This window comes from Pararhizobium sp. LjRoot255, assembly GCF_964252905.1.
Taxonomy (GTDB): domain Bacteria; phylum Pseudomonadota; class Alphaproteobacteria; order Rhizobiales; family Rhizobiaceae; genus Pararhizobium.
In genome coordinates this window covers 2,837,956-2,861,072 of sequence record NZ_CAXUPQ020000001.1, presented here as the reverse complement: position 1 = coordinate 2,861,072, position 23,117 = coordinate 2,837,956, and the positions used below count along the sequence as shown (strand labels likewise).

The following is a 23,117-nucleotide window of genomic DNA, read 5'->3' as shown; positions in this document are numbered from 1 at the left end:
TTGTCAGCCACCGAGCAGAGCTTAGATTGAAAAACAGAGACGGAAAGAGCGCTTTTCGCGATTCGGCACCGTTGCCGGCCACTGGAGACAGATGATGGGTGTGATGAAAACCACAGACGGCGCGGTTGACGAAAGGGCGATCATCGCCGCCGCAGAAAAGGCACTCGGCGAAATCGCCCTGATCCGCAAGGAAGTCGGCAAGGTGATCTTCGGCCAGGAAAGCGTTGTCGAACAGACGCTGCTTGCCGTTCTCTCCGGCGGCCACGCGCTCCTGGTCGGCGTGCCGGGCCTGGCCAAGACCAAGCTGGTCGCGACGCTCGGCACGGTGCTGGGCCTGAATTCCAGCCGTATCCAGTTCACCCCCGACCTGATGCCGTCCGATATCTTGGGCTCCGAAGTGATGGACCAGGACGAGAATGGCCGGCGGTCCTTCCGCTTCGTGCCGGGCCCGATCTTCACGCAATTGCTGATGGCTGACGAGATCAATCGCGCGAGCCCCCGCACACAGTCGGCGCTGTTGCAGGCCATGCAGGAATATCACGTCACCGTCGCCGGCCGGCGCAACGACCTGCCGCAGCCGTTCCATGTGCTGGCGACGCAGAACCCCCTGGAGCAGGAAGGTACCTATCCGCTGCCGGAAGCCCAACTCGACCGCTTCCTGATGCAGGTGGATGTCGGCTATCCGGAACTCGCCGCCGAACGGCAGATTCTCCTTGAAACCACCGGCGTGAACGAGAACGAAGCGCGCGGCGTCATCAATGCCGGCCAGCTTCAGGATATCCAGCACCTGATCCGGCAGATGCCGGTCAGCGAGAAGGTGGTCGATGCCATCCTGGCGCTGGTCCGCTCGGCCCGCCCCGGCAACGGCAATGCCGCGACAGACAAGAACGTCGCCTGGGGCCCCGGTCCGCGCGCAGGCCAGTCGCTGATGCTCTGCGCCCGCGCCCGCGCGCTCTATGATGGCAGGCTTGCGCCATCCATCGATGACATCATGGCGCTCGCCGAACCCGTTCTGCAGCATCGCATGGCGCTGACATTCGCGGCCCGGGCGGAGGGTATGTCGGTGCGAGATGTCATCACCGGCCTGGTCAAGCAAGCCAGGGGATAATGAATGGCTGCCATAGGGCACATCGTCGAGCGAACGTCATCGGGAGAGGTTCTTTCCCGCGCGCAGATGCGTGCCAGGCTGATTCCGGACTGCATGGTCGAGGCCAAGCGCATCGCCAACACGGTGATTTCCGGCTGGCATGGGCGCCGCAAGCGCGGCATCGGCGAGAATTTCTGGCAATTCCGGCCCTATAGCGACGGCGAAAGCCTGTCGCGCATCGACTGGCGCCGCTCGGCCCGCGACGACCACACCTATGTGCGCGACCGTGAATGGGAGGCCGCCCACACCATCTGGCTCTGGGCCGATCTCTCGCCCTCGATGATGTACAAATCGAAATTCGGCGCCGTCTCCAAGGAAAGCCGCGCGCTGGTGCTGATGCTGGCACTGGCCGAGATTCTTGCCCGTTCCGGCGAGCGCATCGGCTGTCCCGGTGTCATGGAGCCCGTCTCGGCCCGAAACGCCGCCGAACGGCTGGCGGCAGCCCTGATGCATACGCCCCTCTCCGGCGGCCTGCCGCAGACCGGCATGATCCGCACCGTGAGCGATCTCGTGCTGATCGGCGATTTTCTCGATCCCGTCGATACGATCATGGCGCGGCTTGCGCCGCTTGCCCGGCGCGGCATGCGCGGCCACATCGTCGAGATCGCCGATCCGGCGGAAGAGAGCTTTCCCTATGCCGGGCGCACCGAATTCACCGACCCTGAAACCGGTGAGAAACTGACCGCCGGACGCGCCGAGATCGTCGGCGATGACTATCGCCGCGCCTATATCGCCCGGCGCGACAGTCTCGGCGAGACCTTGCGCCATCTCGGCTGGACCTTCACACCGCACCGCACCGACCATCTCGCCTCCGAGGCGCTGGTCGCGGTGCACATGTATCTCTCCGGCATGCCCGGACGCGCGACCCATGGAGGCCAGCTATGAGCTTCCTGCCGTTCGTCTTCGCCAACCCGATGATGCTTGCAGCGTTGGTTGCGCTTCCGGCAATCTGGTGGCTGCTGCGGATGACGCCGCCGAGGCCGGTCACGGAAGTCTTTCCGCCCTTGCGAATCCTGGCCGGCGTGCTAAAGCGCGAGGAAACGCCGTCGAAAAGCCCCTGGTGGCTGACACTGCTGCGTATGCTGATGGCAGCCGCCATCATTTTCGCCATAGCCGATCCGGTCTTCAACCCGCGCTCCAATACGCTGTCGACCGACGGTCCCCTGACCTTGGTGATCGACAATTCCTGGGCAACAGCGACGGACTGGGAACGCCGGGTCGAAACGGCCGAAGCGCTGATCGGCGACGCCGAAGCCAGGGATTTGCCGGTTTCGATCGTCTTCACCGCCGACAGCGAACATAATGCCGTGCCGGGATCGGCGACGGCCGCCCGCAACCGGCTCGCTGCGGCTACGCCGCAGCCGTTACAGCCTGATCGGGCCGCGGCCGTCGATGCGCTGAAAACCGCTCTCAACGAAACGGCGCCCGGCACGCTCGTCTTTCTCTCGGACGGCATCGAGGCCGGCGACGGCAAAGTGATGACCGAGCTTGCCGCTCTTGCACCAGCCAATTTCAGGCTGGTCGAAGGCAGGGGCGATCAGGCCGTGGCCATCACCAATTCGGCCAATGACGCCGATTCCATGGTGATCACCGCAAGCCGCCTCGACACGACCGATGCGCGGACGCTGCCGATCACAGCCTATGACACACGCGGCCGGGCGATCGCCAACGGATCGGTCGCTTTCGCCGCTGGCGAAGGCGCGGCCAAGGGAACGCTTGCCGCCCCCTTCGAACTGCGCAACGACTTTGCCCGCATCGCCATCGACAGCGCCGCAACCGCCGGCGGCACCTTCCTGCTCGATGATGGCTTCCGCCGCCGTCGCGTCGCACTCTTGAGCGGTGAAGCCCGCGACCAGTCGCAGCCGCTTTTGTCGCCGCTCTATTATATCAACCGGGCGCTGGCGCCCTATGCCGACCTCGTTCAGCCGAACGAACCCGATCTGGCCGTCGCGATCCCGGAGCTCCTGGCACAGAAGCCTTCGATGCTGATCATGGCCGACATCGGCCGCCTGCCGGATGAAACCTATGCGCCGGTCACCAAGTGGATCGAAAATGGCGGCACGCTGATCCGTTTCGCCGGGCCTCGCCTTGCCGCCGCTCCCGCCGACGATCCGCTGGTCCCCGTGACGCTCCGTCAGGGCGAGCGTGCGCTTGGTGGCGCGCTCTCCTGGTCGGAACCGCAACCGCTGGCCGATTATCCGGCGCTCAGCCCGTTCGCCGGCATGCCGCGGCCCGAAGGCATCCTCGTCAAGCGGCAAGTGCTTGCTGAACCGACGGCCGATCTCTCATCACGCACCTGGGCAAGCCTTGCCGACGGCACGCCGCTCGTCACGACAAAGGCGCAAGGGGCTGGCCGCATCATCCTGTTCCATGTCAGCGCCGAGGCGACCTGGTCGAACCTGCCGATCTCCGGCGATTTCGTCGAGATGCTGCGGCGCAGCGTGCAATTGTCGCGCAGCGGCGGCGTGGCGAGCGAAGGTGCTGCGCCGGGACAGACGCTGGCGCCCTACCGCCTCCTGAATGCCGACGGCGTGCTGATCAGCGAAACCGGCCGGGCGCGGCCGCTGGAAATCGCCGCGGGCAAGACGCCTGTTTCGAGCGCCGAAAACCCACCCGGGCTCTACGGCTCGGAGGAAGGGTTCACCGCCCTCAATCTTCTCGCCCGCGATACGCAACTGAAGCCGATCGATGCGACCGGCCTTCCCATGGCATATACATCCGAAGCACTGATCGGAGCCGAGGCCTGGTCCTTGAAACCGTCGCTCTTTGCCGTGGCGCTTATCCTGCTGCTCATCGACTCTGCCATCGTGCTCTTCATGGGAGGCGCTTTCGCACGGTTGAGAATGCCGGCCACGGCGGCCATCGCCATCGCTCTTGCTGCCGGCGCCCTTGTTGCGGCACCGGGCCAGTCGCTTGCCGACGACAGCAGGCCCGGCGACGAGACGATTCTCGGGCGGCTCGACAGGACGCACCTTGCCTATGTCGTCACCGGGGAGGCCGAAGTCGATCGGCTCTCCGAACGCGGATTGGCCGGCCTCACCGAATTCCTGACCTATCGCACAACGCTCGAACCCGCCCCGCCGGTCGGCCTAGACATCGCCACGGACGAACTGTCGTTCTACTCGCTGATCTACTGGCCGGTTTCCGCCAATGCGCCGATGCCGAGCCCGCAGGCAATCAGCCGGATCGATGCCTATATGCGCGCGGGCGGCACCGTGCTGTTCGACACCCGCGACCAGTTTTCGTCGCTTGGAACGAACTCCGGCACGAGCCCGAATTCAGAGCGGCTGCAAGCGATCCTCAGCGATCTCGACATTCCGCCGCTGGAGCCGGTCCCGACCGACAACGTCTTGACCAAGTCCTTCTATCTCCTGTCGAACTTCCCGGGCCGCTACAGCGGCAGCCCGCTGTGGATCGAAGCGCAACCGGACAACGGCTCGCAGCCGACCGGGAGGCCGGCTCGCTCGGGCGACGGCGTTTCGCCGATCATGATCACCGGCAATGATTTCGCCGGTGCCTGGGCGATCGACAGCAATGGCGCGCCGCTGCTGCCAACCGTGCCGCCGGACGAGCAGCAGCGTGAATATGCCTATCGCTCCGGGGTCAACATCATGATGTATATGCTGACCGGCAACTACAAAGCCGACCAGGTGCACATTCCCGCACTGCTCGAACGGCTTGGCCAGTGAGGGCGTGGCGATGACACTCGATTTCTCGCCGCTCCTTGCCTGGCCGTTGATCGCCGTCTTCGCGCTGGTTGCCGTGCTCCTTTCGGCGCTCGGCTTCTGGCGCGGCGTCCGCGGTGCGGCGTTCCGCACGGCAGCGCTTGCGGCACTGCTGCTGGCGATCGCCAATCCGGTTTTCTTTCAGGAAGAGCGCGAACCGTTATCGACCATCGTTGGCGTCGTCGTCGACCGCAGCCAGAGCCAGGACAATGCCGGCCGGCGCGAAATGACCGATGCGGCGCTGGCGACGCTGAAGCAGCGGCTTGCCAAATTCCCGCAAATCGAGGCCCGCATCGTAGAGGCGGCCGATGACGAGGGCACCGAAACGCCCTCGACGAAGCTCTTCACGGCGCTGCAGACGGCCTTGGCCGATGTGCCGCCCGCCCGCGTCGGCGGCGCGGTGTTCATCACGGACGGCCAGGTCCACGACGTGCCCGATATCAACCGGCCGCTCGGCTTCGACGCACCGGTCCACGGCCTGATCACGGGCAAGCCGGACGAATTCGACCGTCGCATCGAGGTGGTCAGCGGCCCGCGCTTCGGCATTGTCGGCGAAGAGCAGAAGGTGACGTTCCGCATCGCTGACGACGGCACGGCGCCGGCCGGTACGGCGGAAGTGAACATCAGCCTCAATGGCAACGAAATCGCCAGGGAAATGGCCGAACCCGGCACCGATGTGCCGTTCACCTTCACCGTCCCGCGCGGCGGCAACAATATCCTCGAATTTGCCGTCGCCGCGGTCCCGGGCGAGGTAACGGACGCCAACAACCGCGCTGTTCATGTCATCGACGGCATTCGCGAGAACCTGCGGGTGCTTCTGGTCTCGGGCGAACCGCATGCCGGCGAGCGCGCCTGGCGCAATCTCTTGAAGTCCGATGCGGCCGTCGACCTCGTGCATTTCACCATTCTCAGACCGCCGGAAAAGCAGGATGGTACGCCGATCAACGAACTTTCCCTGATCGCCTTTCCGACCCGCGAGCTTTTCGTCGAAAAGATCAAGGAATTCGACCTGATCATATTCGACCGCTACCAGCATCGCGGCGTGCTGCCGATCCTCTACTATGACAACATCGCGCAATATGTGGAAAACGGCGGCGCACTGCTGATCGCCGCCGGCCCCGAGCATGCGGGCGACGATTCGATCGCGACGACCCCTCTCTCGGCTGTTCTTCCTGCCAACCCGACCGGCTTCATGAACGAGAAGGCCTTTTATCCGCGGCTCTCGGATGAGGGAAAGAAACATCCGGTGACGCGTGGGCTTGAAGGCGCCGACAGCGAGCCGCCGCACTGGGGCCGTTGGTTCCGCACGGTCGATGTCGACAGGCCGCTCGGCCAGACCGTGATGCAAGCTGCCGACGGCAAGCCGTTGCTTGTGCTCAACCGCGTCGGCAAGGGCCGTGTCGCCATGCTGCTCTCCGATCAGGGCTGGCTCTGGGCGCGCGGCTTCGAAGGGGGCGGTCCGAGCGTTTCACTCTATCGCCGCACCGCCCACTGGCTGATGCAGGAGCCGGCGCTGGAGGAAGAGGCGCTGACGGCGCATGCCAGCGGCCGGACACTGGAAATCGCCCGGCAGACGATTGAGGGCGATCCTGGTTTAGCGACGCTGACCTATCCGTCCGGCAAGACGGAACAGATCGTGCTCAAGGAAGGCGAGCCCGGTCTTTACAAGGCAAACGTCCTCACAACTGAAACCGGTCTGTTCGAAGTAAATAATGGCGACCTCAATACGCTCGTGCATGTCGGCAGCGTCGACGCGCCGGAGTTCAAGGCGACGATCTCGACCACGCAAACGCTTGCACCTTGGGCGGAGAAGACCAAGGGGCTGGTGCGCCGCCTTGCCGACGCCGACGGCGCCGTGGACCTGCCGCCAATCCTGCCGGTGCGCGGCACCGTCCGCGTCGCCGACGACCAGCGCATGTCGCTGCGCATGACCGACGAGACGGTGCTGAAGGGTATCAATTCGCTGTCGCTCTTTGCCGGCTTCCTCGGCCTCGCCGCCCTGCTCTTCGTTCTCTCCGCCACCTGGCACCGCGAGGGGCGGTGAACCTCAATGAAGCAGACGCGGGTGGCACGCCGTGCGGCCCAAGCGATGCGGCCTTTTACTGCGCCGCGATCCTGGGTGCCGGCCACTCCTGGGCTTGGCTGAAGACCTCCCGGATCTGATCACGCAGCCAGACGCCCGCCGCATCCTTGCCGGCATGGGCAGGCCAGACGAGGGTCACGGGCGGGAAGCGCAGGTCAAGCGGAACGGGACTGATGACCAGCCCCATGAGAGATGCGTATCGGCGGGCGATCCGGGCGGAGATTGTCGCGATCACCGGACTGGCCTTGGCCGTCGACAAGACTGACATGAAATCGGGCCCAGCGGCAACGATATTGAGGTCTGCCCCGGCGAATTCCAGCGCGTCTTCCACGCAGCCATGCAGGCTCTCGCTCTGCGAGATTACGGCGTGATCGGCGGCGAGGTAGTCGTCCAGACCGACGGGAACGCCGAGCGAAAGCAGAGCGGGATTATAGCAACATTGCACATCCGCGTCGTACAGCACCTCCGAAACCTGACGCGTGGCGCGCGAATAGGTGCAGCCGATCGCGATGTCGAGCGCACCGCTATCGATCATCGCATCGACCTGATCCGGCACACACCCGCGTGCGAGAATCCGGATCCCGGGCGCAAGCTTGCGCAGTCGGGCCGTCAGATCCGGCAAAAGCAGAAGCTGCACCTCGGCTGACATGCCCAAGCGAAACACACGGCTTTCTGTTGCCGGATCAAAGACATCGGCAGAAAGAAGAGCTGCCTGCGCCTGTCTCAAGGCGTTGCGAATGGGGCCGGCCAAGGTGCGGGCACGCGCCGTCGGCTGCATGATCTGGCCGACACGAATGAAAAGCTCGTCCTCGAACAGCATGCGCAGGGTCGAAATATTGTGGCTCATGGCCGGCTGGCCGATCTTCAGCCGCCGCGCAGCCCGCGTGACGCTCCCCTCCTCCATCATGACATCGAAGGCGATGAGGAGATTAAGATCGAAAGCCCGTAAATTGAAATGATCGATAGCTTGCATGACCGGCATCGATTTGATTGCTGATGGTCGCATAGTTACGTTTTCGGCAGGTGCTTGCAAGGCCCTTCACGATTATCTTGCTCAAGGAGTTCCACCATGCCGACCCGCCGCTCGGTCCTCAAGGCAACAGCCACCACCCTTCTCGTTGCCGCTTCTTCCGCGACGCTTCCCGATCTCGCCTTTTCCAAAGCGCCGTTGAAAGGCGGTGAGCCGCCTGGCTATTACCGCCTGAAGGTCGGTGCCTACGAAGTTACCGCGCTTTCGGACGGAACCATCGCCCTTCCGCTTGCAAAACTCTATGCCAACACGACCGTCGACCATGCGGAAGCAGCGCTCGCTGCCGCATTCCAGGGGGCCTCGTCGGAAACGTCGGTCAATGCCTATCTCGTCAATACCGGCGAGCGGCTGATCCTGATCGACGCCGGTACGGGCACCTTTTTCGGCCCGACGCTTGGCAGGTTGGTCGCCAATATCCAGTCCTCGGGCTACAAGCCGGAAGAGATCGATGATGTCATCCTGACCCATGTCCATACGGATCATTCCGGTGGCCTTGTCGTCGACGGCAAGCGCGTCTTTGCCAATGCTACCGTACGCGTCAACCGTCGCGAAGCCGATTTCTGGCTTGATGCGAACGAGGAAAAGAAGGCGACGGTAGCCGTGAAGGAATACTTCGCCCAGGCGCGCGCCTGCCTCACGCCTTACATCGAGGCGGAAAAATTCGAAGTCTTCGGCGACGATGCCGAGGTCGTGCCCGGCTTCGGCTCCGTGCTCAGGGCCGGCCATACGCCGGGCCACAGCGCGATCGTGATCGAAAGCGAAGGCCAGAAGCTGATGTTCTGGGGAGATATTACTCACGGCGACGTTCTGCAGTTCGATGAGCCCGATGTGGCGATCGCCTTCGACGTCAATCAGCAGATGGCGGTTGCTGCGCGCAAGCTGGCATTCGAACACGCCGCCGACGGCGCCTATCTGGTTGCCGGCGCCCACATCTCATTTCCCGGCATAGGCCATCTGCGCCGGGATGACACGAATTACGGCTGGGTCCCGCTGAACTACAGCCTTTAACACTAGAGTCGGATGATTTTAGGTCGAATCGACCTAAAATCTGAATCCGCTCAAGCATCAAAGAAGTAGAGCATGATGTCATCCGAAAACCGCCTACACTTTTCGGCATCATGCTCTAACAAGGGGGCGTCATCGCCCCCTTCGCTTTCCAGGCGATCATCCGTGCCAGCGAATTTCGCCCTTCAGCCGCGCGTGCACATCCTCTCCCATCGGCACCACCAGAACCCGGTTTGGATCGACCGGCCCGGGGAAGGTCAACGCCGCATAAGCCACCTTCTCGAAACCGAGCGGCTGGTAATAAGGCGGATCGCCGACGAGGATGACGCCTTCCGAGCCCTTGCGCCGGGCGGCTTCGACGGCGATGCGCACCAGTTCCCGGCCGATGCCGCGGTTCTTGTGCGAGGGCCGCACGGCGAGCGGACCGAGCAGATGGCCCTTGACGGAACCGGCTAGAACGGGGGTCATCCGCACCGAAGCGATGGTTTCGCCGTCGTCGGCGCAGACGAAGGACAGCGACAGGTCATGCGGTCCCTGCTCGCGGATCCGCGCGGCGGCACGGGCGAACCGGCCGGGACCGAAGGCTTCTTCATTGATGATTTCAATGGCTGCGTCATGGGACGCGTCTTCGGTCAGATAGACGAGGTGGTGTTTTTTCATAAACATCAGAAAACCGTGCATGCGAGACGTATAGGGGTGATGGCTACGCCCAAGGGCGTTTTCAGCATCAGCGTCGTCGCGGGTTTCCTGGAAAGAACATCGAACGTGAATCCGGTTGCATGAAAAAGTCTGGGAGGCCCGATAGCAGAAAAACGGCCTCTGTCAAAGCCCAAAACGCACTGTTCAGCATTTGCTGGCTAATATGCGCGGCCGAGACGCGGTATTTACAACGCAACCAAGTCACGAACAGCGGCACTCCCGCCGCAGGAGATCAATGATGGGCATGCTGGTTGACGGTATCTGGCACGACGTCTGGTATGACACCAAGGAAACGAAGGGCCGTTTCGAGCGGGTCGCCGCCCAATTCCGCAGCTGGGTGACGGCCGACGGTTCAGCCGGTCCCTCCGGCGAACGTGGCTTCAAGGCGGAGACAGGCCGCTATCACCTCTACGTGTCGCTTGCCTGCCCCTGGGCGCACCGCACCCTGATCTTCCGCAAGCTGAAGAAGCTCGAGGACCAGATCACCGTCTCGATCGTCGATCCGCTGATGCTGTCGAAGGGCTGGGAGTTCAAGAACCAGATCGGCGGCACCGTCGATCATCTGTTCGGCTCCGAAACGCTCTGGCAGGTCTATGTGAAGGCCGACCCGCGTTATTCCGGCCGGGTCACGGTTCCCGTCCTCTGGGACAAGCAGCGAAACACGATCGTCTCCAACGAATCCTCGGAAATCATCCGTATGTTCAATTCGGCCTTCGACGGACTGACGGGGTCGAAGGACGACTTCTATCCCGAGCAGCTGCGAAGCGAGATCGACAGCCTGAATGAGCGCATCTACGGCGCCGTCAACAACGGTGTCTACAAGGCCGGCTTCGCAACGACGCAGGAAGCCTATGCAGAAAACGTCACGATCCTGTTCGATGTGCTGGACAAACTGGACGAGCGTCTGGCGACCCGGCGCTACCTGACCGGCGGCCGCATCACCGAAGCAGACTGGCGTTTGTTCACGACGCTGGTGCGCTTCGACCCGGTCTATGTCGGGCACTTCAAGTGCAACATCCGCCGCATCGGCGACTACAAGAACCTGCAGGGCTATCTGCAGGACCTCTACCAGGTTGCAGGCGTCGCGGAGACGGTCGACCTGCGCCATATCAAGGAGCATTATTACCGCAGCCACACGATGATCAACCCGACGGGTGTCGTTCCGGCCGGCCCGGAGCTTGATCTCGATACGGCGCATGAGCGCGAGAGGCTCGCGGCCTGATCCTACCAGAAATCAGCTGGCGGCATTTTGCCGGAAAGCTCCGCCAGCCGCCGGTGCGTGGCAGCCGTGGTGTCCTTCGGCAGATCGTCGAGCGGAAAAAAGCCGGTCTCGACGATCTCCAGGTCCGGTTTGCGCGGCGCCGTCTGGCGGACATTGCGGCAACGATAGAAGAGCACGTGATCGCGTTTGCTCGTCAGCCGGTTGAAATAGACGTGAAACAACTCCGGCGGATCGGTCAGCTGCAGATTGCCTTCCTCGCGCAGCTCCTTCACCAGCGCCTCAAAGGCTGTTTCCCGCCGCTCCAGCCCGCCGCCCGGCATGTGCCAGCCGGGTACGTACGAATGCCGGACCAGGAAAATCCGGCCATCGTCGTCAAAACAGGCGGCACGCACGCCCATTGTCATGCCCCGCGCGAAGGCGAAATAGCTGTGTACCAAGCGGGTAACGAGCCGGGCCTTCCAGCTGCGCATTTCCGGCGGCGTTTTCGTCATGCCGATCCGGTTCCTTTCATCCGTGTCTAGCCCAGGATAAAGCATCCCGACCGATTCCCCTTTCCGGGAATATGCGCTAGGTACAAATTATGTTCAAACTCGCGCATATTTCCGACATTCACCTCGGCCCCCTGCCCGATCTTTCGTACCGTGAGCTCGCATCGAAACGCATCACCGGCTTCGTCAACTGGCACCGCAACCGGCGCAATCATCTGGTCGGCGATACGCTCAACCTGTTGATGGACGAGATCGAGCGTGTCGATCCGGATCACCTGGCGATCACCGGCGACCTGGTCAACCTCGCCTCCTGGCGTGAAATCGAGATCATGACCGAGTGGCTGAAGGAAGCTGGCACCCCGGAAAACATCTCGATCGTACCCGGCAACCACGATGCCTACGTGCCGGGTGCCTATGAAACGACCACCAAGGCCTGGTACCCCTATATGCGCGGCGAGCGCGGACCGGCGGAATGGAACGAGGATTTTCACTGCTATCCCTATCTGCGCGTCCGTGGCCAGGTGGCGCTGATTGGCTGCTCGACCGCCGTCGCCACGCCTCCCTTCGCCGCCAGCGGCTATTTCGGCAGCCGCCAGGCGCGCGAAACCGTCAATCTCCTGCGCGCGGCGGGTGAGGCCGGTCTGTTCCGGGTTGTGATGATCCATCATCCGCCCATCAGAGGAGCGACGTCCATGCACAAGCGCATGCTCGGAATCCGAAGGTTCGCCGCGACGATTACCGCCGGCGGCGCCGAACTGGTCCTGCACGGCCACACTCACCTGAACACGGTCTATTCCCTGAAGGGCCAGATCAAACCGGTGCCCGTCGTCGGCATCGCTTCGGCATCGCAAGGCCGGGGCGGCAGGAAACCGCCGGCAGGCTTCAACCTGTTTTTCATCTCCGGAAGCCCCGGCCATTGGAACCTGGTCCGCGAACGATTCGAACTGACCATGGATGGCCGTTCGGTGACGCTCGTTGAAACCACCCGCTTCTGACCCTGCGATCGCTACTCGCCAAAGGACCAAAAAGCGTTATGGTTGGAAATATTCGGCGTTCGTCATCCGTCATACGAAACTGACCGGAGACAGGACCGCTTGCGCCACTTAAGACGTCGGGCAATCCCGTTTTCCGGGAGCAGTTTCATAGCCAGGAGATGACCATGATCAATCGCAAGACCGCACTGATTGCCTTTTCCACCGTTTGCGCTTTCACCCTTGGCCAAAACGCCTGGGCTGCGGGTGAAGACACCTCCGCGCCACCCGAAAAGACCAAGACCTCCACGGAATGCACGGACGGAAAAATCTGGGACGAGGAAAAGAAGGAATGCGTCGATGCCAAGAAGAGCGGTCTTGACGACGGCATCCTGTTCAAGGCGGCACGCGAACTTGCCTATGCTGGTCAGTATGAAAACTCGCTGAAGGTGCTCGACGCAGTCAAGGATCAAAACAGCGCCCGCGTTCTCAACTATCGCGGCTATTCCAATCGCAAAGCGGGCCGCATGGCGCTCGGCATGAGCTATTACAAGCAGGCCCTGCAGGCGGACGAAAACTACATCCTTGCCCGCTCCTATATGGGCCAGGCTCTGGTTGAACAGGGACAGATCGAAGAAGCAAAGGCGCAGTTGATCGAGATCCGCGACCGCGGTGGTGAAGGTACATGGGCCTACCGTGCCCTCTTGGAAACGCTGGGCGGCGTCCGTCACTACTGATCGCGCTGAGGTCGGATGGCTTTAGCCGCCCGGCCTTTCATCTGGCATTGGGAAAATGCCTTTGAAGCGGCAAAATATGCGCTCCCTGACGGCTGCCGACTTGCAGACCATGGGTCAAATGTTTCATATCAATCGGCGTGTATTTCGACCCGGACGAATAAAATCCCGTTCCGGAACGTTTCTTTGGAAGAGCAATGCGTCCAGCGGCAGAACCGAACGAATTCAGAAGGGACTTGGTCAGTGTTCTGCCCAAGTTGCGCCGTTTCGCAATGACACTGACGCGCAATGCCGCCGATGCTGATGATCTGGTTCAGGAGGTCTGCGAGCGGGCGATCACCCGCAACCACCTTTGGAACGGCGAAGGGCGGCTTGAAAGCTGGATATACGCCATGACCCGCAATCTGTGGATCGACGAAATCAGGAAGCGCAAGGTCCGCACCGGCGGCGGCACCGTCGATGCCTCCGAGCAGGACGAGTTGTCGATCGAGGCATCCGGCGAAAAGGCCGTTTACGCCAATCAGCTGCACAAGATGATTCTGTCGATGCCGGAAGGGCTGGCGAGCGTCTTTGTGCTGGTGAATGTCGAAGGACATAGCTACCGCGAGGCCGCCGATATTTTGAAGATCCCGATCGGGACAGTGATGAGCAGGCTTTCGACAGCACGCATGCGTCTGGCGGCAATGATTACAGAGACGACGGAAAGGAGGGCCTGAACGTTGCAAAACACGAAAGGGCTCGCGCTCGAAGTTCGTCTGTCGGCCTATCTCGACGGCGAAGTCAGCGAAGCGGAGCGCAAGGAACTGGAGCAGTTGGTGGCACGCGACGACGACGCCCGGCTGCTGCTTGAAATGCTGAAATCCGGAAATGCCTTTGGCAACAAGGCGTTCGAAGAATTTCTGCACGATCCGGTTCCGCTATCGCTGGTGCGACGGATCAAGCAGGGCCCGGGCGTCAATCCGAAAACCGAGCGCGTCGTCAACGCCGCGCCGCGCCAGACCAAGGTCCGGATGTGGCCGCGCGCGCTTGCCGCGTCGATCGCCTTGCTGCTGATCGGCAGCTCGACCGGCTACATCATCGGCAGGACAAGCAATGACAGCGCCCCGCCGACGAACGTGGCCGCGGCCCGCACCTGGCTCGACGACATCGCTGACTATCACCGCATCTATTCGCGGCAAACGGCAGAACATCTGGTCGAAGTACCGGCCTCGGGCGATGGCAGGATCGAGAGCTGGCTTGCATCGAGTGTCGGCGTGAATTTCTCTCTGCCGGACTTGAGCGCGCGCGGCCTGAGCTTCGAGGGTGGTCGACTGCTGGTCGCAGGTGGAAAGCCGGTGGCGCAACTGATGTACAGGAACGAGGACGGCGACGTCTTCGCTATTTGTTTCCTGAAAATCAAGCCCGGCACCCCCGAGGGCAAGATGACGGAAAGCATACGCGACGATATCGCGATGATCTCATGGCAGAAGGGCGGCGCATCCTATGTGGTCGTTGGCCCCTCGGCCGACGCCAATCTGCAGCAGCTCGCCGATACTGTTTCGACAAGCATCTGATGGCGTAACAGGCATTGCCGCACCGCATCGCCCGGACATTGCATCCGGGTGATGGCGAGCGGGGCCGCGCGCTTGCCACCCACTGGGATCGGGTCCATTATCTGTCGCGACAAGAGCCGTCGCCACGCTCAAGGGAGCCCGTTGGCGACGGGCTCCCGAGGCCTGCGGCGATGAACTGCGTTCAATGCGGTTGTGAAATCCGAACCGGATTTGCCTTTTGCCCGAACTGTGGAGCAAAGCAGCCGAGACCTTGCCCTGAATGCGGCTATCTCTGCCAGCCGGACTTTGCCTTCTGCCCGCAATGCGGCGGGGAAGTCGCCCCCCGGCCGGCAACGGATAAACCGCGGCAATCCTATACCCGTCCGTCGCCTGTAGCGGTTGCGGAATCCTCGCCGGAGCCGGCAGGGGCCGACCAGCACGCCGATGCCGACCGGCGCACCGTTACGGTGCTCTTCGCCGATCTTTGCAATTTCACCACGCTGAGCGAGCAGACCGACCCGGAACTGCTCCAGACACTGCAGAACGAGCTGTTCGAGGAACTGACTGGCGCGGTAAACATGTTTGGCGGGTTTGTCGACAAGTTCATCGGCGATGCCCTGCTCGCCCTGTTCGGCGCACCGCAGGCGCATGAAGACGACCCGGAACGGGCCTTGCACAGCGCGCTCGAAATGATCCGCCGGGTGGCGCGCATCGCCGAACGGTGGCGCATCCGCGTCAGCCTGCCGCTTGCCCTGCATATCGGCGTGAACACCGGACCGGTGGTTGCCGGGGGCCTGGGTGCCGGCAATATCAAGGCCTATTCGGTGACGGGCGATACGGTGAACATCGCGCAGCGCCTGCAATCGATGGCGGAACCGGGAGACATCCTCGTCGGGCCTGTTACCCACCGCCTCACCCGGCATGCCTTTTCCTTCAGCTCGCTCGGGACGCTGCCATTGCGCGGCAAGACCGAGGGCGTGCTGGTGCACCGGCTGACGGGCCGCATCGAGACAGCGGCCAATCCACGCGGACTGTCCACGCTCGGGCTCAGCGCGCCGATGGTCGGGCGCGACGCGGAGCTCGCCAGCCTGCTGCGCTGCCTCGATGCCGCTTGCGCAGGGGTTACGCAGTTCGTGCGTCTGACAGGTGAAGCCGGCGCCGGCAAGACGCGCCTCATCACCGAATTCCTTGGCAGGGTGCGCAGCGAATCCCGTTTTGCCGATGTTGTCGTGCGCCAGACGGCGTGCACCTCTTTCGGCGAACCATCATACGGCACACTCGCAGCAATCGTCCGTTGCGCCTACGAGATTGGCGCAAACGACACCGCCGACGACGCACGCCGGCAGCTTTCCACCGGTCTCGGTGCGCTTGACCTGACGGCCGCGGACAGCGAACGGCTGATCCCGCTCTTCCTCCATATTCTCGGCTTTGGCGATCCCGGCGGCGTGCTCAAACACCTCGAACCCGAACAACTGCGGCGCCAGATTTTCTACGCCATCCGCACCATCCTCGAGCGTCGGCTCGAACGGGCGCCGCTGCTTTTGATAATCGAGGACCTGCATTGGGCCGACGCCGCCTCCCTTGAGACCTTGCGTTTTGCCATGGACCGTCTGGAGCGCAACCGGCTCATGCTGCTGACGACCCATCGGCCTGCCTTCGAAACGGACAGGCTGAATTCTGCCAAGGCCAGCCTGACGATGCTGCGCCTCTCTCCCCTCTCCGCCGCCGACGGACATGGCCTGCTTTCCGCTCTCTTCGGCGCGGGCGGACTGCCGGCAAGGCTCTGCGACCGGATCGTCAAGCGTGCCGGCGGAAACCCGCTCTTTATCGAGGAGATTGTCCGCAGCCTGATCGAAGTCGGCGGCTTGCGGCGCGACGGCGCGCGATGGGAGGCGACCAAAGAGGCAGCCGCGGCTGACATTCCCCTCAACGTTCAGGCGATCATGCTGGCCAGGTTCGACCGGCTGCCGCCGCCCATGCGCAAGCTAGCCCAGACGGCAGCGGTGATCGGCGCGCGCTTCGATACATCGGTCCTCGAAGCCGTCTTCGCCGATCCGGCCGAGATCGAAACAGGTCTCGACCACCTGTGCGAGGCCGAAATCATCGAGGAGGTGGCCGGTGGGACCCCGACCTCGGCGCCCTCCTATGGCTTTCGCCAGACGATGCTCCATGAGTTGGTCTATGACAACCTGCTCTTGAAGCGACGCACCGAATTGCACGGGCTCATCGGCGAGACCCTCGAACGGCGATACGGCACGGATCCAGACCGGCTTGAGGATCTCGCCCTGCTCGGCCATCACTTCGGCCGTTCCGCGCAGAAGCCGAAGGGGGCCGCCTATCTGATGGCCGCCGGCGACCGAGCCCGCATGGCCTATGCCAATGACGACGCGCTCCGCTTCTACCGTGGTGCGCTTGACGCGCTTGGCGATCGCCGTGACGGCACCTGGATCGTACTCTGCGAGCGGATTGCAGATCTTTGCGGGCCGGCCGGCCAACGCGACAAGGCGATGGAATTTTACGGTACGGCGCTCAGGGCCCACCAAGACGCGGACGATCGCACGGCGGCGGCGCGGATATCACGCAAGCTCGGCCGGCTGCTCTTCGATTCCGGCAATCGCGAGGCTGCGCGCAGCCGTTTTGCCGAGGCCGCAGCATTACTGGAGGGTGCAAACGCCCCGATCGAACAGGCGCATCTGTTGCAGGAACAGGGTCACCTCGCCTTCCGCACCGGCGATTATGCCGGCGCCATCAAATGGGCTGACGAGGCATTACGCTGCGCCGAACGGCTGCCGCCGCAACAGGACAGCGGGGAAACCACGAACGAAGCCACGCTGGCGGTCGCGCAGGCGCTCAACACCAAAGGGACGGCGCTCGCACGGCTCGGAAAGACAAGGGAAGCCGTCACCGAAGTCGAGCGCAGCGTCGAGGCGGCGCTTCACTGCGGCGAGCTCAATGCCGCCTGTCGCGGCTATACCAATCTCGGCGTGCTCTACACGATCATCGATCCGGCGCTCGCAATCGAGATTTGTGCACGCGGCTACGAGATGGCGAAACGGATCGGCGATTTCGGCTTCCAGGCGCGGCTGCTGACGAACATTGCCGTCGCTTACTGCACCTTCACCGATCGCTGCGCGCGGGAGGGCATGCCAGCGGTTCACAAGGCGCTGGCGATCGACCGGGCGCTCGACCAGCGGGATCACCTGCCGGTGCCGCTCCTGGTGCTCGCGCAGATCTACCAGTGCCACGGTCAGCCGGATCTCGCCCGGCGCCATTACCTTGAGGCGCTCGAGGCCGCTCGTGACACCGGAGAGGCGCAATTGCTCTTTCCGTGCTATGATGGTCTGGCAACGCTCAGCCTCGATGCCAACAACATGGAAGAGGCGGAACGCTACTTCGATTTGGCGCAGGATATCTGCGCCCGGCATGATATCGACCCCAAAACACTGGTGATACTGCCGTTTCTTGATTAGCGGAGGAAATCAGCAATGGAGCAAAACTATAACCAAAGCCCGTTGAAACCCGGCGACCGCGCGCCGAACGTGGTCCTTGACGCAATCACCCACGGCGGCAAGATCGCCATCGACGATTTTCGCGGCCGCAGACCCGTCCTGGTGGGCTTGTTTCGCGGCCTGCACTGCGCCTTCTGCCGCCGCCAGATCGCCGCGATGGCGGAACTGGAGACGCCCCTGCGCGACCAGGGCATCGACAGCCTGACAGTCGTCAACACGCCGACCGAACGCGCGCGGCTTTATTTTCGCTACCATCCCTTGCCCAATCTGCTTGCGGCGTCCGATCCGGACCGGGTATCGCACCGCGCCTTTGGCCTGCCCAATCTCAAATTCACCGAGAACGAGGACCAATGGCCGTATAAGATTGGCATGAATACGGTGATGAGCATGCGCGTCGACCTGCCCGGCGAACTGCCTGAACCGATGAACCCGGTGGCCGCGGGCGACCTGCTCGACAAGCTGGACGAATACGAACAGACAGATGAAGACCGTCAGATGATGGCCGACGGTTACGGCCAGCTGACAGGCGAGTTCCTGCTCGACCGGGACGGCATCGTCCGCTGGTGCTTCACCGAAGTCCCCGATAACGGGCGTAACTTGTTCACCAGCCCGAGCAGGCAGGAACTGATGTCCGCCGCCGCGCAGCTTCCCGCATGACGCGGAAGCCCCGGCGACACGATTTCGCGCGCCCGAAGGGGCGCGCGTTGCATTGACGCTTTGGTTTTCGATCCGTCCAAAAGACCAACTTCGGTGCTTAGGAACTACCGAGCCTTCTGCTCCAGTACCCGGTTCGCGGCGGAAACGATGGCTTCAAGAGAAGCCGCAACGATGTTGGTATTGATACCGACGCCGAACAGATTGCCACCCGGATATTCGACCTCGACATAGGCGATAGCCGCAGCGTTCGAGCCGTGCTGCAGCGAATGTTCGGAGTAATCCGCCACCGACATCTCGACGCCGAGGTAGATCGACAGCGCGTTGATGAAACCGTCGATCGGGCCTGTACCCTTGCCTTCGATCCGTTTTGTTTCGCCGTTGTCGGTGATTTCAGCCGCCACCACCCGCACGCCCCGGTGCTCGCCGACCGGAAAGGTGTGGTGGTCGACGAAGCGGATGCGGGCGCCGGGCTGATCGACATAACGCTCGATGAAGCGCGCATGGATCGCCTTCGATGGCAGCTCCTTGCCGTGTTCGTCGGTAATGCGCTGGATATCCTCGCGGAATTCGACCTGCAGGTTGCGCGGCAGGTTGATGCCGTAATCCTCCTGCAGGATATAGGCGATGCCGCCCTTGCCCGACTGCGAGTTGATGCGGATGATCGCCTCGTAGGAGCGGCCGACGTCCTGCGGATCGATCGGCAGGTACGGCACCTCCCACAGCGGCTTGTTGGCGACCTTGATCGCCTTCATGCCCTTGTTGATCGCATCCTGGTGCGAGCCGGAAAAGGCCGTGTAGACCAGTTCGCCGACGTAAGGATGGCGTTCCGGAATCGTCATCTGGTTGGAGTATTCATAGACTTCCTTGATCCGCTCAATGTCCGAGCAATCCAGCTGCGGGTCGATCCCCTGCGTAAACATGTTCAGCGCCAGCGTCACTACGTCGACATTGCCGGTGCGCTCGCCATTGCCGAACAGCGTGCCTTCGACGCGGTCAGCGCCCGCCATCAGCGCGAGTTCAGTCGCAGCGATACCGGTGCCGCGGTCGTTGTGCGGATGCAGCGAGATGATCAGGTTTTCGCGGTTGTCGAGATTGCGGCACATCCATTCGATCTGGTCGGCATAGATGTTCGGCGTCGCCATCTCGACAGTCGACGGCAGGTTCAGGATGAGCTTGTTTTCCGCCGTCGGCCGCATGATCTCCGTCACCGCATTGCAGATTTCCAGTGCGACCTCCAGCTCGGTGCCGGTGAAGCTTTCCGGCGAATATTCGAAGCGGAAACCGCCGCCAGCCTTGGCGGCCATCTCGGTGATCATCTTGGCGGCATCGGTCGCGATCTGCTTGATACCCTTCACATCCTTGCCGAACACCACGCGGCGCTGCAGTTCGCTGGTGGAATTGTAGAAATGGACGATCGGATTGTTGGCGCCCTGCAGCGCCTCGAAGGTGCGCGTGATCAGTTCAGGCCGGCACTGGACCAGGACCTGCAGCGACACGTCGGCTGGAACATTGCCCTCCTCGACGCACCAGCGGGCGAAATCGAAATCGGTCTGCGAGGCGGAGGGGAAACCGATCTCGATTTCCTTGAAGCCCATGTCGAGCAAGACCTGGAACATCCGGGCCTTGCGGTCGTGGCCCATCGGATCGACCAGCGACTGGTTGCCGTCGCGCAGGTCGACCGAACACCAGATCGGCGCCTTGGTGATGGTCTTGCCCGGCCATGTGCGGTCGGGAATGTTGATCTGCGGATAGGGCTGATACTTGACGACAGCCTCGGGCATGCCCTGCTTGACGGTATGGGATTTCATGATCATCGCGGCTTCTCTTCATGTCTGAGGCGCATTTCCGCATGCAATAACCGATCGTGAATCGCTTTGCGATGGAAAATGCTGGCTCTTCGGGTTCTTTTCGTCTGCTATTCAGGGAAGGCAAGGAGCTGGGGCCGGCGGGCTTTCGGCCACCGGGCGCTCCTTCAAAGAACCCGGCAACCGCGTGTAAGGCCGAGAAGAAGAAGCGAGGCGCGCGAACGATCCGCAAAGGCGATGTGCCCGCGGGAAACCTGTTCGATAATCTCAGCGCCTGTGTTCGACATGAGGCGGTGTATAGCCGCAGATGAGCGGAAGGGCAAGCGCCGATCGCGATCATTGAAAATGTGGCCACTTGCAGCTACATTATCTTCATGACCCAGGTATCGATCCGCGAAGCCAAGAACAAGCTGACCGAACTCGCCCGCCGCGTCGAGGCCGGCGAGACGATCACCGTGACCCGCAATGGCAAGCCGGTGATGGAGCTTGTGCCGGCCAAGAAGAAGGGCGGGATCAACTGGGAGGGATTTGAAAAATATAAGGAGGAACATGGTATCAAGGAGATAATCGGTTACGTGTCTCCCGATTTCGACGATCCGTTGCCCGAAGATTTTTTGATAACGCCTTTGCCGCCTGTCAAGTATCAGCCCTGATGAAGCTACTGGTGGACACCCACATCTATATTGCCATGCTGAAATCCCAGCCGGAGCAGTTCGGAAAACGAATAGGGGAGCTTCTAGCCGCTAGCGAGAACGACCTTTTTCTGAGCGCTGCGACACTGTGGGAGATGTCCATCAAATGGCGGCTGGGGAAGCTGGATATTCTTCAGCCCCCCGAGCTTTTGCCGAAGCTTGCCCGTGAATTCGGCATGGAAATCATCGCCATCACCGAACGTCACGCCGTTATCCCTGCAGAGCCTGAGCCACCAACCCGCGATCCGTTCGACCGGCTTCTGCTTGCCCAATGCGCCGTCGAAGGCATGAAGCTTGTCACCATCGATGCAGCCCTCGCCGGTCACCCGCTCTCCGCGACGGCAGGCTGACAAACAAAAAACCCCGCCAGCGAACCAGCGGGGTCGAAAGACGTCAGGTCGAAAAGCTCAGATATCGGCCTGCGACGTAATGATCCGCGACACGAGGCCGTAGGACTTGGCCTCTTCGGCGGAGAGCCAGTAGTCGCGGTCCGTATCCTTGGCGATCTTCTCGACCGGCTGGCCGGTGGCCTCGGAGAAGATCTTGTTCAGGCGATCGTTCATCTTGAGGATTTCGCGGGCCTGGATCTCGATGTCGGACGCCATGCCGCGCGTGCCGCCGGACGGTTGATGCAGCAGGAAGCGCGTGTTCGGCAGGCAAAGGCGCCGCTCCCTCGGAGCCGCGACATAGATCAGCGCACCGGCGGAAGCGACCCACCCCGTGCCGATCATCCAGACCTTCGGCTTGATGAACTTGATCATGTCGTGGACCGAATCGCCGGATTCGACGTGTCCACCAGGCGAGTTCACGTAGATGCGGATATCCTCGTCACTGGCGGCGGCAAGCGCCACGAGCTGCGAGCAAACCTTCTGCGCCAGTTCCTGATTGATCGGGCCGTAGATGAAAATCGAGCGCGACTTGAACAGATTCGCCTCGGTTTCTTTGCCCAAAGGCAGTTCCGTCTTCTTGTCGTCTTCGTCTTCGTTCATCCGCTGTCTCCCGCGAAATAAAATCAATTGTCCTGCCGCAGTCAGATAAGGCGACTCGACTGCGAAAACAATGCAACAAAAGCGGATGCGGATGAAAGGACAATCAGCGGCGCCTTGCAGCTATGGTAAAGACGGAGGGTAAGGCAAATGCCGTATGGACAGGAGAGCATTGCGACATAAGATGCCGGTGTCACGAATTCGCATCCGGCGGGGCTGCCTCCCACACTCCGCCCTTTAAGTGGGGATCACTATGAAAAGACGCCTTCTTCTTGCCGCTCTGGCCTTCGCCGCTTCGACCGCTCCCGCCCTCGCCCATCTCGATCCCGCCGAGCACGGTTCGCTGATGGCAGGGTTCACCCATCCGCTTTCGGGCCTCGATCATATCCTGGTGATGATCGCTGTCGGCCTCTGGGCGGCGCAGATCGGCGGGCGCGCCCTCTGGGCTGTTCCGGCCGCCTTCGTCGGCACGATGGTCTTCGGCTTTGGTCTCGCGATGATTGGCGTTCAATTGCCCTTCGTCGAGCCGGCCATCCTTGCGTCGATGGTCGCACTCGGTCTTCTGGTCGCCATGGCGGTGCGTCTGCAGGCTGCTGCCTGCGTCGCCCTCGTCGCCATCTTCGCGCTGTTCCACGGCTATGCCCATGGCGGCGAACTCGGTGCCTCTGGCGCACTGCCCTTCAGCGCCGGCTTCGTCATCGCGACGGCGCTTCTGCATGGTGCCGGTAACGGGCTTGGTCTCGGCATCGGCCGACTGTCTTCCGGTGGATGGTTTTCGCGCCTTCTCGGTGGTCTGACCGCGTTTGCCGGCCTTGCGCCGATCTTCAACTGA

Annotated in this window: 20 protein-coding genes; 15 read left to right on the top strand and 5 right to left on the bottom strand. The window is 62.4% G+C overall.

What is annotated here, in order from left to right:
• Positions 1 to 94: 94 nt before the first annotated feature.
• The 4 genes from ACSQ2W_RS13795 to ACSQ2W_RS13780 are packed head-to-tail and all read left to right on the top strand — an operon-like array spanning position 95 to position 6,916.
• Entirely contained in the window at positions 95 to 1,108 is a 1,014-nt protein-coding gene (locus tag ACSQ2W_RS13795) for an AAA family ATPase (RefSeq protein WP_436086752.1), read from the top strand.
• 3 nt (positions 1,109 to 1,111) lie between these two features.
• Positions 1,112 to 2,032 (top strand): DUF58 domain-containing protein, encoded by a 921-nt coding sequence (locus ACSQ2W_RS13790; RefSeq protein WP_436086751.1) that lies wholly within the window; start codon positions 1,112 to 1,114, stop codon positions 2,030 to 2,032.
• The gene (locus ACSQ2W_RS13785; protein ID WP_436086750.1) at positions 2,029 to 4,836 is read left to right on the top strand and encodes a DUF4159 domain-containing protein; all 2,808 of its coding nucleotides are present in this window, start codon (positions 2,029 to 2,031) and stop codon (positions 4,834 to 4,836) included. Before ACSQ2W_RS13790 ends, ACSQ2W_RS13785 begins: the two co-directional genes overlap by 4 nt.
• 10 nt (positions 4,837 to 4,846) lie before the next feature.
• Entirely contained in the window at positions 4,847 to 6,916 is a 2,070-nt protein-coding gene (locus ACSQ2W_RS13780; RefSeq protein ID WP_436086749.1) for a hypothetical protein, read from the top strand.
• 55 nt (positions 6,917 to 6,971) lie between these two features.
• Here the strand turns inward: ACSQ2W_RS13780 and ACSQ2W_RS13775 are convergent, their stop codons facing one another.
• Complete coding sequence (locus ACSQ2W_RS13775) at positions 6,972 to 7,928, bottom strand: LysR family transcriptional regulator (protein WP_436086748.1); 957 nt, start codon at positions 7,926 to 7,928, stop codon at positions 6,972 to 6,974.
• A gap of 96 nt (positions 7,929 to 8,024) precedes the next feature.
• On the opposite strand from ACSQ2W_RS13775, the gene ACSQ2W_RS13770 reads away from it, so the two are divergent.
• The gene (locus ACSQ2W_RS13770) at positions 8,025 to 8,993 is read left to right on the top strand and encodes an MBL fold metallo-hydrolase (protein ID WP_436086747.1); all 969 of its coding nucleotides are present in this window, start codon (positions 8,025 to 8,027) and stop codon (positions 8,991 to 8,993) included.
• A gap of 156 nt (positions 8,994 to 9,149) precedes the next feature.
• Here ACSQ2W_RS13770 and ACSQ2W_RS13765 read toward each other — a convergent pair whose 3' ends face one another.
• Positions 9,150 to 9,650 carry a GNAT family N-acetyltransferase gene (locus ACSQ2W_RS13765; protein ID WP_436087784.1) on the bottom strand — a complete coding sequence of 167 codons (501 nt, stop codon included), beginning with the start codon at positions 9,648 to 9,650 and terminating at the stop codon, positions 9,150 to 9,152.
• A gap of 277 nt (positions 9,651 to 9,927) precedes the next feature.
• Between ACSQ2W_RS13765 and ACSQ2W_RS13760 the strand changes: the two genes are divergently transcribed.
• A complete protein-coding gene (locus tag ACSQ2W_RS13760; protein WP_436086746.1) occupies positions 9,928 to 10,911 on the top strand; it encodes a glutathione S-transferase family protein in 984 nt (327 codons plus the stop codon).
• Positions 10,912 to 10,913: 2 nt separating this feature from the next.
• Here ACSQ2W_RS13760 and ACSQ2W_RS13755 read toward each other — a convergent pair whose 3' ends face one another.
• Positions 10,914 to 11,402: an NUDIX domain-containing protein gene (locus tag ACSQ2W_RS13755; protein WP_436086745.1), complete on the bottom strand. Its 489-nt coding sequence runs from the start codon at positions 11,400 to 11,402 to the stop codon at positions 10,914 to 10,916.
• A gap of 89 nt (positions 11,403 to 11,491) precedes the next feature.
• Between ACSQ2W_RS13755 and ACSQ2W_RS13750 the strand changes: the two genes are divergently transcribed.
• From ACSQ2W_RS13750 to ACSQ2W_RS13725, 6 genes are all read left to right on the top strand, one after another.
• A complete protein-coding gene (locus ACSQ2W_RS13750) occupies positions 11,492 to 12,394 on the top strand; it encodes a metallophosphoesterase family protein (RefSeq protein ID WP_436086744.1) in 903 nt (300 codons plus the stop codon).
• A 158-nt stretch (positions 12,395 to 12,552) separates the two neighbouring features.
• Positions 12,553 to 13,107 carry a tetratricopeptide repeat protein gene (locus tag ACSQ2W_RS13745; protein WP_436086743.1) on the top strand — a complete coding sequence of 185 codons (555 nt, stop codon included), beginning with the start codon at positions 12,553 to 12,555 and terminating at the stop codon, positions 13,105 to 13,107.
• 194 nt (positions 13,108 to 13,301) lie between these two features.
• Positions 13,302 to 13,820, top strand: coding sequence for an RNA polymerase sigma factor (locus ACSQ2W_RS13740; RefSeq protein ID WP_436086742.1), 519 nt, complete (start codon positions 13,302 to 13,304; stop codon positions 13,818 to 13,820).
• A 3-nt stretch (positions 13,821 to 13,823) separates the two neighbouring features.
• Positions 13,824 to 14,657 (top strand): anti-sigma factor family protein, encoded by an 834-nt coding sequence (locus ACSQ2W_RS13735; protein ID WP_436086741.1) that lies wholly within the window; start codon positions 13,824 to 13,826, stop codon positions 14,655 to 14,657.
• Positions 14,658 to 14,827: 170 nt separating this feature from the next.
• Positions 14,828 to 18,106 carry an adenylate/guanylate cyclase domain-containing protein gene (locus tag ACSQ2W_RS13730; RefSeq protein WP_436086740.1) on the top strand — a complete coding sequence of 1,093 codons (3,279 nt, stop codon included), beginning with the start codon at positions 14,828 to 14,830 and terminating at the stop codon, positions 18,104 to 18,106.
• A 15-nt stretch (positions 18,107 to 18,121) separates the two neighbouring features.
• Positions 18,122 to 18,802, top strand: a complete 681-nt coding sequence (locus ACSQ2W_RS13725) for a peroxiredoxin-like family protein (protein ID WP_436086739.1) — start codon at positions 18,122 to 18,124, stop codon at positions 18,800 to 18,802.
• A gap of 104 nt (positions 18,803 to 18,906) precedes the next feature.
• Here the strand turns inward: ACSQ2W_RS13725 and leuA are convergent, their stop codons facing one another.
• The gene (gene leuA, locus ACSQ2W_RS13720; RefSeq protein ID WP_436086738.1) at positions 18,907 to 20,616 is read right to left on the bottom strand and encodes a 2-isopropylmalate synthase; all 1,710 of its coding nucleotides are present in this window, start codon (positions 20,614 to 20,616) and stop codon (positions 18,907 to 18,909) included.
• A 365-nt stretch (positions 20,617 to 20,981) separates the two neighbouring features.
• Here leuA and ACSQ2W_RS13715 point away from each other — a divergent pair, with 365 nt between their 5' ends.
• Together ACSQ2W_RS13715 and ACSQ2W_RS13710 are read left to right on the top strand one after the other, a co-directional pair.
• Positions 20,982 to 21,260, top strand: a complete 279-nt coding sequence (locus tag ACSQ2W_RS13715; protein ID WP_436086737.1) for a type II toxin-antitoxin system Phd/YefM family antitoxin — start codon at positions 20,982 to 20,984, stop codon at positions 21,258 to 21,260.
• Complete coding sequence (locus ACSQ2W_RS13710; protein WP_436086736.1) at positions 21,260 to 21,649, top strand: type II toxin-antitoxin system VapC family toxin; 390 nt, start codon at positions 21,260 to 21,262, stop codon at positions 21,647 to 21,649. The genes ACSQ2W_RS13715 and ACSQ2W_RS13710 overlap by 1 nt, the downstream gene beginning before the upstream one ends.
• 57 nt (positions 21,650 to 21,706) lie before the next feature.
• On the opposite strand, the gene ACSQ2W_RS13705 is transcribed toward ACSQ2W_RS13710, so the two are convergent.
• Complete coding sequence (locus ACSQ2W_RS13705) at positions 21,707 to 22,288, bottom strand: ATP-dependent Clp protease proteolytic subunit (protein WP_436086735.1); 582 nt, start codon at positions 22,286 to 22,288, stop codon at positions 21,707 to 21,709.
• A gap of 250 nt (positions 22,289 to 22,538) precedes the next feature.
• On the opposite strand from ACSQ2W_RS13705, the gene ACSQ2W_RS13700 reads away from it, so the two are divergent.
• The gene (locus tag ACSQ2W_RS13700; protein WP_436086734.1) at positions 22,539 to 23,117 is read left to right on the top strand and encodes a HupE/UreJ family protein; all 579 of its coding nucleotides are present in this window, start codon (positions 22,539 to 22,541) and stop codon (positions 23,115 to 23,117) included.

Coding starts and splice junctions, on each gene's coding strand:
- ACSQ2W_RS13795 (WP_436086752.1), top strand. CDS start 95: ATGGGTGTGATGAAAACCACAGACGGCGCGGTTGACGAAAGGGCGATC.
- ACSQ2W_RS13790 (WP_436086751.1), top strand. CDS start 1,112: ATGGCTGCCATAGGGCACATCGTCGAGCGAACGTCATCGGGAGAGGTT.
- ACSQ2W_RS13785 (WP_436086750.1), top strand. CDS start 2,029: ATGAGCTTCCTGCCGTTCGTCTTCGCCAACCCGATGATGCTTGCAGCG.
- ACSQ2W_RS13780 (WP_436086749.1), top strand. CDS start 4,847: ATGACACTCGATTTCTCGCCGCTCCTTGCCTGGCCGTTGATCGCCGTC.
- ACSQ2W_RS13775 (WP_436086748.1), bottom strand. CDS start 7,928: ATGCAAGCTATCGATCATTTCAATTTACGGGCTTTCGATCTTAATCTC.
- ACSQ2W_RS13770 (WP_436086747.1), top strand. CDS start 8,025: ATGCCGACCCGCCGCTCGGTCCTCAAGGCAACAGCCACCACCCTTCTC.
- ACSQ2W_RS13765 (WP_436087784.1), bottom strand. CDS start 9,650: ATGAAAAAACACCACCTCGTCTATCTGACCGAAGACGCGTCCCATGAC.
- ACSQ2W_RS13760 (WP_436086746.1), top strand. CDS start 9,928: ATGGGCATGCTGGTTGACGGTATCTGGCACGACGTCTGGTATGACACC.
- ACSQ2W_RS13755 (WP_436086745.1), bottom strand. CDS start 11,402: ATGACGAAAACGCCGCCGGAAATGCGCAGCTGGAAGGCCCGGCTCGTT.
- ACSQ2W_RS13750 (WP_436086744.1), top strand. CDS start 11,492: ATGTTCAAACTCGCGCATATTTCCGACATTCACCTCGGCCCCCTGCCC.
- ACSQ2W_RS13745 (WP_436086743.1), top strand. CDS start 12,553: ATGACCATGATCAATCGCAAGACCGCACTGATTGCCTTTTCCACCGTT.
- ACSQ2W_RS13740 (WP_436086742.1), top strand. CDS start 13,302: ATGCGTCCAGCGGCAGAACCGAACGAATTCAGAAGGGACTTGGTCAGT.
- ACSQ2W_RS13730 (WP_436086740.1), top strand. CDS start 14,828: ATGAACTGCGTTCAATGCGGTTGTGAAATCCGAACCGGATTTGCCTTT.
- ACSQ2W_RS13725 (WP_436086739.1), top strand. CDS start 18,122: ATGGAGCAAAACTATAACCAAAGCCCGTTGAAACCCGGCGACCGCGCG.
- leuA (WP_436086738.1), bottom strand. CDS start 20,616: ATGATCATGAAATCCCATACCGTCAAGCAGGGCATGCCCGAGGCTGTC.
- ACSQ2W_RS13715 (WP_436086737.1), top strand. CDS start 20,982: ATGACCCAGGTATCGATCCGCGAAGCCAAGAACAAGCTGACCGAACTC.
- ACSQ2W_RS13710 (WP_436086736.1), top strand. CDS start 21,260: ATGAAGCTACTGGTGGACACCCACATCTATATTGCCATGCTGAAATCC.
- ACSQ2W_RS13705 (WP_436086735.1), bottom strand. CDS start 22,288: ATGAACGAAGACGAAGACGACAAGAAGACGGAACTGCCTTTGGGCAAA.
- ACSQ2W_RS13700 (WP_436086734.1), top strand. CDS start 22,539: ATGAAAAGACGCCTTCTTCTTGCCGCTCTGGCCTTCGCCGCTTCGACC.